This window comes from Candidatus Symbiopectobacterium sp. NZEC127 (genome assembly GCF_025962675.1).
In the GTDB taxonomy this organism is placed as follows: Bacteria; Pseudomonadota; Gammaproteobacteria; order Enterobacterales; family Enterobacteriaceae; genus Symbiopectobacterium.
In genome coordinates, this window is sequence record NZ_JAGFPG010000005.1 from 202298 (window position 1) to 216410 (window position 14113).

Below are 14113 nucleotides of genomic sequence, written 5' to 3' on the forward strand. Positions count from 1 at the left end.
ACTGACAATGCTGCCCAATCAGCTGCCATGAAAAAAAGTATACTCGTATCAGGAGTATACACATTTTACATGACGATTTTCTTGCGTTTTCGCGGAGATTACCGCGATATGGGGCTGATTTTTACCAGGAAAGGTCACCTACTGCCTGACGCCGATGAATTAACGTCATGGGAATAATCGCCCGCGCCAGTTGATTTTCTCCGTGCAAGGCACGCTGCATCAGCGTAAATGCCTGCTCCGCCCAGGCGTCTTCATCCTGTCGCATTGACCAGAGATTATTGGCGAGAAAGCCCAACATGGCGTGCTCATCGAAGGTGCCAATATTCATGTCAGCAGGAACCGCGCCATAACGTTCACGTAGCGCACTCAAAACTCCTTCCAACACCGGCAAAGATGACGCGATAAAGGCTTTAGGCGCGTGGGCATGACGCGTAAGAAAGGTTTGCATCATGGCGATACCGTCTTCACGGCGGTTGTGCTCCGCCTGCAAAATCCACTCCGCCGGTGCCTTGATGCCGTGGCGCAGCAACGCCTGTTGATACCCTTTTAGACGCTCTTTGATTGCAGGTTGTCGGGTGTCTCCTGCCATAAAATAGAGCGGCTCATCGCTGAGCGTTATCCCCTTGTCGAGGCTGCGTGCCAACATCGCCTGCGCCAGTTGAACACCGCCCTGCAAGTTGTCACTCACCACCAGAGAAACCTCTTCGGCACCGAAATCACGGTCCAGCACTACCAGCGGGCGGTTGACCATTTTCACATGGTGCTGTTGTGTCTGGCGCGAGGAGGGCACGACAAACAGGCCGTCCACGTTGCGTTGCAGCAGCGCGTCCACCAGCTTGTTTTCATACTTTGCGTCGCTATAGGTACAGCTGATCATCAGCTGATAACCTGCGGCCCGGCAGCGGATCTCCAGCTTCTCCGCCAGCGTGGAGAAAAACGGGTTGGAAAGGCGAGGAATAATCAGGCCCAATGTGTCGGTTTTATTTAATTTCAGGCTGCGCGCCGTGTAGTTAACCGTATAACCATGCTCCGTCACATAGTGGGTTATCCGCTGCTGCGTCTTGGCGCTGATACGGTATTGCTCGGCTTTACCGTTCAGCACCAGCCGAACGGTGGTGATGGAGAGATGTAAATCATTGGCGATCTGCTCGACCGTTTTTGCCATAGTTATGCCCTAAATAACGCCACCCCGAAGGGCGTTTCTCCGATGGGAAACGCCGCTCGCAGTATAACATCGCACCACTACGCGACCAATAATGCGCGAAGCTTTACACCCCAGGCTGATTACTTTGTGCGTCCTGCTTTTTTTTCAGCGCTTTTTGACGCCAGTTTTTCCACATCGGTGAAACGATGGGCAGGAACAGGGTTAATACCGCAATCACAATGAACGTGGCACACACCGGGCGCGTAAAGAATATCGACACATCCCCCTGCGACATCATTAATGAACGCCGCAGGTTGGTTTCTGCCAACGGGCCAAGGATGATACCAATCACAATGGGCGACATGGAGAAATCAAGCTTGATCAGGATGTAGGCCACCAGCCCGGCCCCCATCATGACGAAAACATCAATCATGCTGTGGTTAACGGTGTAAGCGCCCACGGCGCACAGCAGCAAAATCACTGGCACCAGCAGCGTACGCGGCACATCCATCACCTTAACGAACAGCTTCATGCCCATGAAGCCCAGCAATCCCATAAAGATATTCGCCATCATCAGGCCAATAAAAATGGTATTCACTTCAACAGGATGCTCAGTGAACAGCTGTGGCCCCAGCGCCAGCCCTTGCACCAGAAACGCCCCCATGATGATGGCCGTCGCGCCGTCGCCCGGAATACCCAGCGTCATCAACGGCACCATACAGCCACCCGAGACCGCATTGGCCCCGGCTTCGGGTGCGGATACCCCTTCCGGCGAACCTTTACCAAACTCTTCCGGATGTTTGGACCAGCGTTTCGCTTCGTTATAAGCAATCCAGGACGAGATATCGCCGCCCACGCCGGGAATGGTGCCGATGCCGGTACCGATCACCGACGAACGCACCCAGGTTGGCAGGCAGCGTTTGAAATCAACCCAGCTTGGTAAGATGCGGGTGATTTTCGCTACCGGTTTCTGCATGATGCCGCCTTCACGGAAGTGCTCCTCGGTGCTGAGCAACCCCTGGGAAAAGGCGAACAAGCCAACCAGTACCGGAATAAATGAGATACCGCCCATCAGGTAGATGGAATCAAAGGTAAAGCGCATGCCGCTGGTCATCGGGTCCAGCCCAATCGTGGCGATTGCCAGCCCGATACCGCCGCCGATTAACCCTTTGATCATGGACTGCGATGAGACGCTGGTAATGATACTGATACCGAAAATCGCCAGCGCAAAGTATTCCGGTGCAGAGAATCCGGTCGCAACGGTCGCCAGCATTGGCGCGATCACAATCAGCGCGATGGTGCTGAAGATGCCGCCGAACAGCGATCCCATGGTGGACAGCCCCAGCGCACGCCCGGCTTCGCCGCGTTTGGCCATCGGATAACCATCCAGCACGGTGGCGGCAGAGGCGGGTGTGCCCGGCGTACTGATCAGTATCGCGGTGATAGAGCCGCCATAAACGGCACCGCAATACACCCCTAGCAGAAGAAGAATCCCGCTCACTCCCTGGAAGGAATAGGTCAGCGGTAATAACAATGCGATACCCATATTGACCGTCAGGCCGGGGATAATTCCGATCAGGATGCCCGCAAGCGCCCCGAGAAAAATCACGGCAATCGTGTCAAAGCTGAATACCACTGAAAACGCGGCAAGGACTTCGTTCATGATACTGCCCTTCTTTATGTTCGCTATGTTCGCTACAGGTTTGCTACACGCCAGCGCCTAGGTAGAGCACCTGGCTGAAAGCACCCGATCGCTAGAAGCCCAAATCACTGAACTCTGCCGTTGGCAACGGCGAGTTGAACAGATAGGTGAAAAACAGGTAAACCGCCGTGACGATAAGCAGCGTGGAGAGCGCAACAAACCAGACACGCTTTTCTTTCATCAGCACCATGGTGCAGGGAATAAAAATCACCGCCGAAATAATGAATCCCGCCCAGGCCATCAGGATGCCATAACCCACCGCCAGCGCGCCGATCAGGTAGGCCTTGCGCACATTCACCGACGAGAAATCGATGCTTCGGTCCGCCATCAAACGGTTTTTCAGCACCACGCCCCATTGCAGCACGCCTAACAGAATAAACAGGCACGCCAGCCCAAAGGGCCAATAACGCTCGCCCGGAACGCCATATTCATCAAACATCGACATATCACGGGACAGGAACAATATCAGCAGGCCAAACCCAAAGGAGAACAGGCCGACTAACACATCATATTTGCGCATAGCAATTCTCCCGCTTGTCGGCACCGGGCCGACAAGCGTATTGATAGCGTTATTTCTTCAGCGTATCGGCAATAAGCTGTTTGTAGAGCTCATCATCTTCACGCATCATGTTGTAAGCGTCCTGTCCGACAATGGTCACTGGCATGATGCCCTGCTTTCTCACCGCATCCTGATAAGCGGGGGTATTTACCACTTCGGTAAAGGCTTTCACCAGCTGTTCGGCCACTTCCGGCGGCACTTTCGCCGTGGTCGCCAGCACCGCCCAGGCGCGCATCTTGACGTTCACATCCAGCCCTAACGCCTCTTTGATGGTCGGCACGTCAGGCACCAGTTCAAAGCGTTTCTCATCCATCACCGCCAGCACTTTGAGAATGCCTGCGTCTACCTGCGATTTCACCGCACCCGGCGTGGTCAACACCGCATCAATATGCCCACCAATCAGTGCGGCAATCGACGGTCCGGTGCCTTCGTTATAAGGGATGTGATTGAATTTGGTGCCGGTAGTTTTCTCAATGTTCACGGCGGCGAGATGGTAAATCGCCCCCATGCCAGAGTTACCCACCTTGAGCTTGCCCGGCTGCTGCTTAGCAGAATCGATAAAGGCTTGCAGCGTGTCAAAGCCCGCATCGGCACGCACCACGATAGCTACCGGGTCGGCGATGGTGGTGGCCAGCGGGGTGAAATCTTTATAGGTGACCGGTGATTTGTTCTGGTGCGGGAACATCGCCAGTTCCACCGTGGTCATCACCAGTTTATAACCGTCCGGTTTTGCTCGGGCAACTTCGATCAACCCGGTGATACCGTTGCCTGCCGGTTTGTTTACCGGGACAAAAATCACCCCTTTCGGCAAATGATCCTTGGAATATTCGATCAGGGTTCGGGCAGAGGTGTCAGTACCGCCGCCGGGGTTTTTGGGAATAACCACTTCGATGTTTTTCTTGGCATAGCCGATCGTCGAGGGTTCCGCGAACGCCTGGTTCGCGCAGAACGGCATCACTGACGCCAAAAGCAGGAGCAAGGTCTTCTTCATTGTATTCTCCGTTCTTATTGGTAGGGTCGGATAAAAAGGGATAACTTACTGCATAATGTTGATTTTCTGATAAATGATGTTGGTTCGGTTCCAGGTATATGTGATGTGAAGCGCATTTTCTTCGCAAACGATCGCCGGATAGGAAAATTCTCCGTTCTCCGTTTCCAGTGCGCCCGCCATTTCCCACTGTTCACCGTTATCGCGGGAAACCGCCACCGACAGCGGATAACGCCGGTTCCAGTTTCCGGTGATCGGGTTAAACACCAGCACCAGACTGCCATCCGCTCTGCGCACCACATCTATCCCACTGTTATTGTTGGGTAAGGTTGTCGCGTAGGCGGAACACCAGTGCCTGCCGTAGTCGTCTGAATCACTGCGGTAAACCTGTCCCCGGGTGCTGCGCATCAGCACATGCACGTGTCCCGGTGACGACTCCCACGCTGTCGGTTGAATCACGCCATCCCACTGGAACACGCGGTTCAGGTCATTCTCCCACAGCGCGTTCTGCTGCAATCCCTGCCACAGTTGCTGCTCTTCGCTCGCGGCCGGAGCCTGATGTTGTAAAGGAATTGCTGCTTTATGCCACGATAGACCACGATCGGCGCTGATATCGACAAAAGCATCCCAATAACGCTCATCTTCCACCGAGCCCGGTGCCAGCCATTCGCCGTTCGACATCACCAGCAGCTTGTTTTTCACCGGACCGCGCGGTAACGCATCGTTTTCCACTAACGCCGCCGGCGTGGACCAACTCGCGCCGCCATCGTCGGACACCGCGAACCGCGTCACCCAATGGTGCACGTCCGGGCCCACCTTATAAAACAGCCAGAGCCGCCCGGCTTGCCAGTGCAGCACCGGATTCCAGTGGGCCAGCCCCGGTTCAGCAATCGCCCGCTGCGGCGGTAACCACGTGCCCTGCTCACGACGTGACAGCCAGATGGCGGTGTCGCCAGCGCCCTCTTTGGTGCCCGCAAAATAGGCCACCACCACTGTGTCCTGCGGCAGCAAGGCCAGGGTAGACGCATGGCAATTGGCGAAATCGCGTTGATCCGCAGGCAACAGCGCTTCTCTCGTCAGTGTGGTTAGCATCAGTATCTCCTTTAAGGCTTGGTCACGCGCTGGCCCAGCGCTTCTCCCAGACGCATCATGCTATCAATGGCGGCCGGGAAGAAGGTGGAGGCATAACCCGCGCTGTTACGCACTCGGCAAGCATGGGTAGCAAAATTCCCCACCTGCTGCTGGAAGTATTTGGCACAGGCCGGGTAATCAAGGTGTTCCGCCAACGCCGCTGTCGCCAGATAATCAGCCAGCGCCTGCGCCTGTTCCGGGTGGGTGCGCCAGTTTTCATACAGCCAGACATAAAGTTGCGGATGGAAGTTCGCCATCACGCCGCTGTAAGCCTGACAGCCTGCCTGGAACGACGCCAACAGCGTCTGGCTATTGGCGTTCGCCAAGTGCAGGCGGCTGCCCTGTGACAGCGCCAGACGGCGACGGATAGTGGGTAAATCACAGCAGGTATCCTTGATAAAGGTGTAACGCTGACTTTGCGCACACCAGGCAACCGTCTCGTCTGACAACAAGCGTTTATAAGGATACGGGCATTCGTAAATCCCCAGATCCACTGACGTGGGTAACTGCGCGGTCAGGGTTTGCAGCGCCTGCAATGCCTGCTCGTCGGATTCCCCTTGCAACGCCAGACGGTTACTGATGAGAATCAGGCCATCCACGCCGCTCTGGGCTACGCCGTTCAGTTGATCAACCTGCTGTGCCACGCTGTTGGCCGTATGGCCAGAGGCCACCACCGGCACACGCCCATCCACCTGTTGCACAATAAAGCGCACCAGTTGCTGTGTTTCACGATCGCTCAGGAAGAACATCTCACTGGATTGGCAAGCGGCGAACAGACCGTGAACCCCCGCCGCGAGATACCATTCGATCAGGCGAGCCAGTGAGTCATAATCAATTTCCCGCTTCTCATCAAACGGCGTCAGCATTACGGGCCAAATGCCGACATACTTTTGCTGTGCATCCTGTTTCTGGGCCATGGCGATTCTACCTTAACGAATTATAATTTTTAGCGTTTTCCCCGGTATTGCCCGGCGCATACGCAGAGGTAGCGCCGGGATAAACCCCACAGGCGAGAGCCACAAACGCCGAGCATACTCTCGCCTGACAACCTGTTATTTTGACAGCAACGGCCAGGCATCCCCGGCGGTGTAAACCTTGATATTCTGTGTCAGCGCCTGAGCCACGAAGGCTTGCAGCACTTCCGGCAGCAACGCCTCATCAACATAGGCGATGGTCAGGTGGTTACTCTGGTGTCCGGCCATCAGGTCATTGCGGCTCACGCCATCCAGCACGGCATTGAGCAGCGGCCACTCGTAGTTGGTGGCGCGGCGGCGTCGCTCGAACTCCCCTTCGGGCAGTTCAACACCGGTGCCGGTGCCAATATGCATCACCACCTGGGTGCCCTCATAGTGCGCACGCGCCCAGATAAAGCGCCCGGCTTTACCCTGTCCGGCGATGGTCGAACCGCCGTAGGGGAAGAACATCGCAGGCTGGCGATACCCGGTGGCTCCCGCGATACCGCCCTTGAGGTGAGCAAACGGCACGGCACCGGAGATTTCCAAATCCCAGTAGAAGGTGCCCTGATAATCGCTTCCCCAGCGAATATCATGCAGCGTGGTTTCTGCCGGTAGCCCCAAACCTTCGAGCAGTTGCCCCAACATCACCTGCGGAATGGCACTGCCCATATCCACTTCGTTCACGCAAGGAATAGCGCGATCGGGCCATATAGTGTCACCGTTCTCATCCGGGATAGGGAAGCGCTCTTGATTGCCGATGGCGCCTTCCGCGAAATCAGAGGCCGCACAGCTGTCTTTCAGGCCTTGCTGATACTGCACGCCAACGGCTGAAAGCCCAAAGCGTTTCACAAAACGCGCCATCGCGATCATCATGGCGCATTGCTCAAGCACCTGTTCGCGCGTCAGCTCGCGGCGGCCGTCTTCGCCAAACTGGAACTGCATGCCGCGCGCTTCATACCATGCCAGACATTCTTCACGCAGCGCGGGCGGGACTTTTGCCATCTCCACCAGCAGCGCCGACTGCGACAGCGATTCCACCGGAATGCCGATATCCACCATCGCTTTAAGCGGGAATACCCCATTGATCATCCCCATGCAGAAGGTATCAAACAGCCCGACAATCGCCTTGTGACGTAAAATATGCTCACCTACCTGACGACCGATTTGTCCCGCTTCGCTGGCAACCACCGGATGGGTCGGCGCAACCGGGCGCAGATAACCGGTTTTGTGGCTGACCGCGCCATCGCGCAGCCAGGTTTCCAGACCTTGATGGAAAAACGCATCATCAAAGGTTTCTGACCACAGGCGTGAGAACGGGCGCTCCAGGCTGGTGAGGCATCCCGCCATACACAGCATCCCCACCAGCCCCGGCCAGGTGCCATCAAAGTTTGCCAACAGCAGAATCGGGCCACGGTGGTGCACCAATGACGGCGCGATGTGGTGGGAGTACTGCCATGCGGTCAGTAACACAATCACCGGTGCGTCTGGATCGATGGCGGCGAACAGATCGCTCCCCTCTTTCTGGCTGCTGATAAAGCCGTGGCCGCGCTCATTATTTACCGCGTGCGCACGCTTCATCTGATAGCCCCGTTTTTCCAGCGCCACGCCCAGACGCGCTTCATAGTCACGCTGTGTCGGCCAGCAGGTCACATTAGCGGGCTCGCGCAGGTCGGCGTTGGTCACCAACAGCACCTCATTTGCCTGTGCGCTAAGGGTGGCCGGGGAAGGGGGGAGATGTAATTTCAACATGTTCTGCTCCTGATTCAAATAAACGCTCTCGAGGCTGCCGCCGCGCGGCAACGCCCGGTTAATCCTGCATCAGCCGTTGTGCACGCTGCACATCGTCATACATCTGGAGATAGACGCCATATTTAGCCGCATGGAACGCAGCGTACTGCGGGTCTGTGGCAATGGTCGCGCCAGCGCGTACCAGCGCCGCCGCCGCCGCTGGCAACGTGGGGTAACATTCCGCCGCTACCGCCCCCAGCAACGCCGCACCGAGCGTGACCGCATCTTCTTCGCTCGCCAGATGAATATCGCAACCGGTGATATTGGCGTATTCCCGCAGCCAGAGCGGATTTTTGGTCGCCCCGCCGCACATCACCACCCGGATAATTTGATGTCCGGCCTGATTCATGCTGTCGATGATATGGCGCGTGCCGTAGGCAATGCCTTGTAAGGTGGCGAGATAGAGCCGCGCCAGCGCATCCGGCCCCTGTTCCAGCGTCAGGCCATAAACGGCACCGCGTGCGTGCGGGTTGGCGCGCGGTGAACGATTACCATGATGGTCGGCCAGCACATGCAGATGGCGGGTCGGGAAGGGCTCACGCCGCTCCAGATCGTCAACCCAATGATTCAACAGGGTATAAACGCTTATACCCTGCTGTTCCGCCTGCTGCTGCGCGTCGGCCCAACTCGCGTGTTGACGCAACGTCCACTCCACCAACGCCCCGGCGGCGCTTTGTCCGCCTTCGCTCAGCCAGCCGTTAGGCAACATCGCCCCCCAGTAGGGTCCCCAGACGCCGGGCACCATCACCGGTTCACGGTTCACCAACATGTGGCAGTTGGACGTACCGCTGATCAGAGCCAGACTGCCCTCGGGCTGGCTGCCCACCAGCGCCAACCCGCCCGCATGGGCGTCAATCATGCCGCTGGCGACAGCGACATCGGTGCTCAAGCCGCACGCCAGCGCCACATCAGGCTGTAACTGGCCGGCTTTGACGCCCAAATCCAAAATGGTGGCGGGGATTTTCTCCGGCAAATCATCAAGACCGACAGCCTGTAACAGCGGCTGGCTGAAACGCTGTTCGTGCGCCAGGTAGTTCCATTTGCAGGTCAGGGTACATACGCTGGCAACATCCGCGCCGGTGGCGCGCCATACCAGATAATCCGCCAGATCGAACAGCCGCCAGGCCTGGCGATAACGCTCGGGGAAATGGCGCTTCAGCCACAGCACTTTGGGCAGTTCCATCTCGATACTGACTTCACCGCCGACATAGCGCAGCGCGTCATCGCCGGTCGCATTGATGTCAGCGGTTTCTTGTGCGGCGCGGTGATCCATCCACATGATGATATCGCGCGCGGCTTCCCCGTCTTCGGCAACGGAAATACGCTCTCCCTGTGCGCCCACCACCACCAGCGAGCAGGTGGCATCAAAACCAATGGAACGCACGCATTGCGGCGCAACACCGGACAGCGCGACCGCTTCTTTGATAACCACGCAGACGTTCTGCCAGATCTCAGCAGAAGATTGTTCAACCACATTGGCGCGAGGATGGAACTGGCTGATAGGACGGACAGCAAACGCTAACCGCTGGCCACGGCTGTCGAAAACACCGGCCCTGACGCTGGCAGATCCGACATCCACGCCGATAAAGCACGCGGCGCTCACTGAAGAGGGGTTAACTCCTTTTTCGATAACGGTTTTTCCGCTGAAATCTGCGTTAATCATTGCGTTAACCTCATTGCTAACTCGAGTTAGCAATCTATTTCAAGGTAAACATAGACTCAACGGGTTTCGCCCTGATTTGTGAGATTGATCGGGGTACAAAAAATAACCGATTGAAAGTAATGGGGTTAATTTTGACTGCTGCTAACAATTGGATAACAAAACCCTGTCTGTTGATAAGGTGCGGCACGCGCATCAGCGTGGTAGCACGCATGAGCCAAAAATCCCGTAGCTAATACTGTCAGCGAGATGGAACAAGATAGAAAAGAAAAACCATTACAAGTCACTCAGGCATCTGCGCGCTCACAGTGATAAATATCACATGACCGCCTGTAAACAGCATCAAATGTTAATCAAATAAACAGGGATAATGATTACCACGAATACTGAAAAGAAAAGCAAGATAATGTAAAGAACATACATTAAAATCATGTAATTACATGATTATTAATATAAAAATAAAATTCACCCACTAAAAACAATTTCAAATTTATTGAAAGAGTTTCTCAATAACATCCGTTTTTTAATTTTTTAGCATAGGCGTAACATTCCCTTCATCGAAAGACATCCTCTTTCTCTAACACATTCAAAAACAGGATAAGACATCATGAAAAACGTAAAAACCATCGCTGCCGCTGCCGTACTCGCTACCCTTTCTTTTGGTGCTTTTGCTGCTGAAAGCGTCAGCGCTCAACAAGCGACTAAATACCAGGAGTTCGGCGTCATTTCCGTAAGCGGTGCGCACGATCTGAGCTCGCTTCAAGAACAACTGGCTGAGAAAGCCGATAAAGCAGGCGCGAAAGCCTTCTCTATCACCAACACCACCGGTAGCGACCTGCTGCGCGGCACAGCGATTATCTACAAATAATCACCCGCTGTAGCCCAAAAAAACGGCGCTTTCCCTCACGGAGAAGCGCCGTTTTTTTATGGTCAGCACAACTTAATGCGCTGTTTTCAGGACAAATTTTTCAATCGCGTAGGCCACACCGTCTTCCGTATTAGGACGGGTGACAAATTGGCTGATCGCCTTGACCTCATCAATGGCGTTCCCCATGGCAACCCCAGTGCCCGCATAGCTAATCATGGCCAGATCGTTTTCATGATCGCCAATCGCCATCACGTTTTCCGCTGTCAGTCCAAGATATTCCGCCAGCAAACGCACGCCTTCGCCTTTGTTAACCCGCTTATCCATAATCTCTAAATAGTAGGGCGCGCTCTTGATAATGGTGTAGCGCGCTCGCGCTTCGTCAGGAATGTGGCGAATCGCGTTATCCAGAAGCGCTGGCTCATCAATCATCATCACCTTCGGGAAGGTCAGGGTGCGGTCCATCTCCTCAACGGCCCGGTATTTCAACGGCATGCCCGTCAGGTGCGATTCATAAACGGTATAGCGACTGATGTCTTTATTGGCGGTATAGACGGTGTTGAAGTCCAACGCGTGCAGGTGCACGTTCAATGTGCGAGAAAGCGCTTCGCAGTAAAGGTAGTCGTCAAAGCTCAGCGGCGTTTGCGCCACACATTCTCCGGAATCGGTGCGCTGAACCAACGCGCCGTTGTTGGTAATGCAGTAGCCGCCGGTTTTATCCAGACCGAGTATCTCCAGATAGCCTTTTACCCCAATAAAAGGCCGCCCGGTCGCCAGCACCACGTGCACTCCCTGATTCCGTGCTGCCGCAATCGCCGCGCTCACTGCCGGCGAAATCTGATGTTGCGGGTTAAGCAACGTGCCGTCCATATCAATTGCAATCAGCTTTATCGTCATGCTTCATCCTGCCGTAATGGTTTTTTTGCATGCTAACGCGAGTTATCGCCGTGAGCCAGTGAAGGATAAAGATTTACGGAATTCTGCCGATGATCATGCTGTGATCCTTATCACATAAAACAGGTTCTTTCATGAAGGGATACAGCGAAAAAATGAAAATTAACTTATTGATTTTTGAACACTAAATTAGATTTCTGACAAAATGTCTATCCCAGGGAGGATAACCACCATGTCTAAATCCCTACAGCCTTATGCCCCACCCGCGCCCGACACATCGCCATCACGCACCGCGTTTCATACTGAAGCATCACCGCCCCCCCCTTTTGATAATAAAAAAAAGGCGCTCTCGACGCGCATGCTCATGCTGTTGGCCGGCATGGTGACTATCGGCCTTGGTTTTGCCATCACCATCGGTTTATTGATTTGGCAGTCCTCTCAGCAGCAGAAAAGCGATGCGCAGCAGTATCTGACGCAAACCGCCTACACCAATAGCTATCTGGTGCAGCGCAAGCTGGATCTGGCATTAACGGTGGCGCGCAATCTGGGGCAAAGCGTACTCAGCCTGCGCAACAGCGGCCACGCCGATCGAGACATGGCGGATACTCTGCTGAAAAATGCGCTGCAACATCACCCGGATTTCCTGTCGATGTCGCTGGCATGGGAGCCGAACGCCTTTGATGGCAACGATGCGCAGTTTGCCGGACAACCCGAGCACGATCCGAACGGCCGCTATGTCCGCTATGTCGATCGCGATACGGCGGGTAACGTGGTGCTGCACAATCTGACTGACTATGAAACCCCCGGCAGCGGCGACTATTATCTGCTGCCGCGCAAGATGAAACAGGATGTGATTCTTGAGCCTTATCGCTACCCCTATAACGGCGTAGAGGTGCTGCTCACCTCCATTGCAGTGCCCATCGTGGTTGACGGCACCTTTCTTGGATCGGTAACGGCAGATTTTTCACTGGATACGCTGCAACAGCTCATCAATGCCATCAAGCCCTATAAAGGCGCGGGCTACGCCGAGCTGTTATCGCAATCCGGTGCCTATATCGCCTACCCCGACCAGACGCAGGTGACCAAACCCGCCGCCCATGCTGATAGCCTGCTAAAAGCGCTATCTCAAGGGGTATCGATACGTACCAGCGCTGAAAACCCGCTACTGAAAACGGCATCCTACGACCTCACCATTCCGGTGACCATTGGTAATACCGGCACGCCGTGGATATTGGGACTGTCGGCGCCCATTGATGTTGTGCTTGCCGAAACGGAGCGCCAGCGCAATATCGCGTTACTGCTGATGGCCATCAGCATCATCGTGGTCTCTACCGCGCTGGGCCTCATCTTTACACGGAAAGTGTTGCGCCCCATCGGCGGCGAACCGGCAGAAGCGGCACGCATCGCGTTGTCCGTGGCCAATGGGCAGCTCACCAACACCATCCAGGTGCAGCCCAGGGACACCAGCAGCCTGTTCTATGCGATTCACACCATGCAAAACCAGTTGCGCGATATCGCTCAGCAACTGCTGACCACCAGCGAATCGGTGAGCCTCGCCGCTACAGAAATCGCCGCAGGCAATATCGATCTGGCCTCACGCACCGAACAACAGGCGGCCGCATTGCAGCAAACGGCCGCCAGCATGGAGCAGATTACCGCGACGGTAAAACTGAATGCCGACAATGCGCACAGCGCCACCGAGCTGACGCAAAACGCGACTGACATCGCCCAGCAGGGGAATACCATTGTCGGGCAAGTGGTCAATATTATGGGCGATATTGACGACAGTTCACGTAAAATCGCCGACATTACCAGCATCATTAATGGCATTGCCTTCCAGACCAACATTCTGGCACTGAACGCGGCGGTAGAAGCCGCGCGCGCGGGCGAACAGGGGCGCGGCTTTGCCGTGGTCGCCAGTGAAGTGCGCAATCTGGCACAGCGCAGCGCCGCAGCGGTGAAAGACATCACGGCACTGATCGGAGAATCTTCCTCGCGCGTTAAAAACGGCGTCGAACTGGTGCAAAACGCCGGTCACACCATGGAAAAGATGCTGCATGCGATCGCGTCGGTCAAAACCATCATGGATGACATCGTTGCCGCATCCGATGAACAATCACGCGGTATCAGCCAGGTAACGCAAGCCGTGCATGAAATGGATGGCGTTACACAACAGAACGCAGCGCTGGTGCAGGAAGCCACCGCTGCCGCCGCCTCGCTGGATGAGCAAGCGCGCCAATTGGCGCTCACGGTAAAAGTGTTTCGTTTGTCCTGATCTGACACAGGCAGGCCGAGTGCCCTCGGCCTGCCTGAGGTCAAAAACCAGACAAGAGAAAGTGCGACAAACGCAAACAATATGTTACGCTTGTCGCATCTTCGCCTTCTGGACGTGATCTCGCCGCTTTCCACTCAGCAGCGCCACTCAA

At 55.4% G+C, this 14113-nt stretch carries 11 protein-coding genes; 2 read left to right on the forward strand and 9 right to left on the reverse strand.

The window, feature by feature from the left end:
• Nucleotides 1-121 precede the first annotated feature (121 nt).
• The 8 genes from J5069_RS18480 to J5069_RS18515 all read right to left on the reverse strand — a co-directional run bounded on the left by J5069_RS18480 (nucleotide 122) and on the right by J5069_RS18515 (nucleotide 9871).
• Complete coding sequence (locus tag J5069_RS18480) at nucleotides 122-1165, reverse strand: LacI family DNA-binding transcriptional regulator (RefSeq protein WP_264645246.1); 1044 nt, start codon at nucleotides 1163-1165, stop codon at nucleotides 122-124.
• 103 nt (nucleotides 1166-1268) lie between these two features.
• Entirely contained in the window at nucleotides 1269-2807 is a 1539-nt protein-coding gene (locus J5069_RS18485; protein ID WP_264645247.1) for a tripartite tricarboxylate transporter permease, read from the reverse strand.
• 91 nt (nucleotides 2808-2898) lie between these two features.
• The gene (locus J5069_RS18490; RefSeq protein WP_264645248.1) at nucleotides 2899-3366 is read right to left on the reverse strand and encodes a tripartite tricarboxylate transporter TctB family protein; all 468 of its coding nucleotides are present in this window, start codon (nucleotides 3364-3366) and stop codon (nucleotides 2899-2901) included.
• Between the two features lie 49 nt (nucleotides 3367-3415).
• Nucleotides 3416-4396, reverse strand: coding sequence for a tripartite tricarboxylate transporter substrate binding protein (locus tag J5069_RS18495; RefSeq protein WP_264645249.1), 981 nt, complete (start codon nucleotides 4394-4396; stop codon nucleotides 3416-3418).
• A 45-nt stretch (nucleotides 4397-4441) separates the two neighbouring features.
• The gene (locus J5069_RS18500; protein WP_264645316.1) at nucleotides 4442-5488 is read right to left on the reverse strand and encodes a sialidase family protein; all 1047 of its coding nucleotides are present in this window, start codon (nucleotides 5486-5488) and stop codon (nucleotides 4442-4444) included.
• Nucleotides 5489-5496: 8 nt separating this feature from the next.
• Entirely contained in the window at nucleotides 5497-6441 is a 945-nt protein-coding gene (locus J5069_RS18505) for a dihydrodipicolinate synthase family protein (protein ID WP_264645250.1), read from the reverse strand.
• Nucleotides 6442-6576: 135 nt separating this feature from the next.
• Nucleotides 6577-8229: a signal transduction protein gene (locus J5069_RS18510; protein ID WP_264645251.1), complete on the reverse strand. Its 1653-nt coding sequence runs from the start codon at nucleotides 8227-8229 to the stop codon at nucleotides 6577-6579.
• Nucleotides 8230-8287: 58 nt separating this feature from the next.
• Nucleotides 8288-9871: an FGGY-family carbohydrate kinase gene (locus J5069_RS18515; protein ID WP_264645317.1), complete on the reverse strand. Its 1584-nt coding sequence runs from the start codon at nucleotides 9869-9871 to the stop codon at nucleotides 8288-8290.
• A gap of 664 nt (nucleotides 9872-10535) precedes the next feature.
• Here J5069_RS18515 and bhsA point away from each other — a divergent pair.
• On the forward strand, nucleotides 10536-10796 hold the full coding sequence (bhsA, locus tag J5069_RS18520; RefSeq protein WP_264645252.1) for a multiple stress resistance protein BhsA: 261 nt from the start codon (nucleotides 10536-10538) through the stop codon (nucleotides 10794-10796).
• A 72-nt stretch (nucleotides 10797-10868) separates the two neighbouring features.
• On the opposite strand, the gene yidA is transcribed toward bhsA, so the two are convergent.
• Nucleotides 10869-11690, reverse strand: coding sequence for a sugar-phosphatase (gene yidA / locus J5069_RS18525; protein ID WP_264645253.1), 822 nt, complete (start codon nucleotides 11688-11690; stop codon nucleotides 10869-10871).
• A 355-nt stretch (nucleotides 11691-12045) separates the two neighbouring features.
• Here yidA and J5069_RS18530 point away from each other — a divergent pair, with 355 nt between their 5' ends.
• Nucleotides 12046-13962 carry a methyl-accepting chemotaxis protein gene (locus J5069_RS18530; protein WP_264645318.1) on the forward strand — a complete coding sequence of 639 codons (1917 nt, stop codon included), beginning with the start codon at nucleotides 12046-12048 and terminating at the stop codon, nucleotides 13960-13962.
• The last annotated feature ends 151 nt before the right edge of the window (nucleotides 13963-14113 follow it).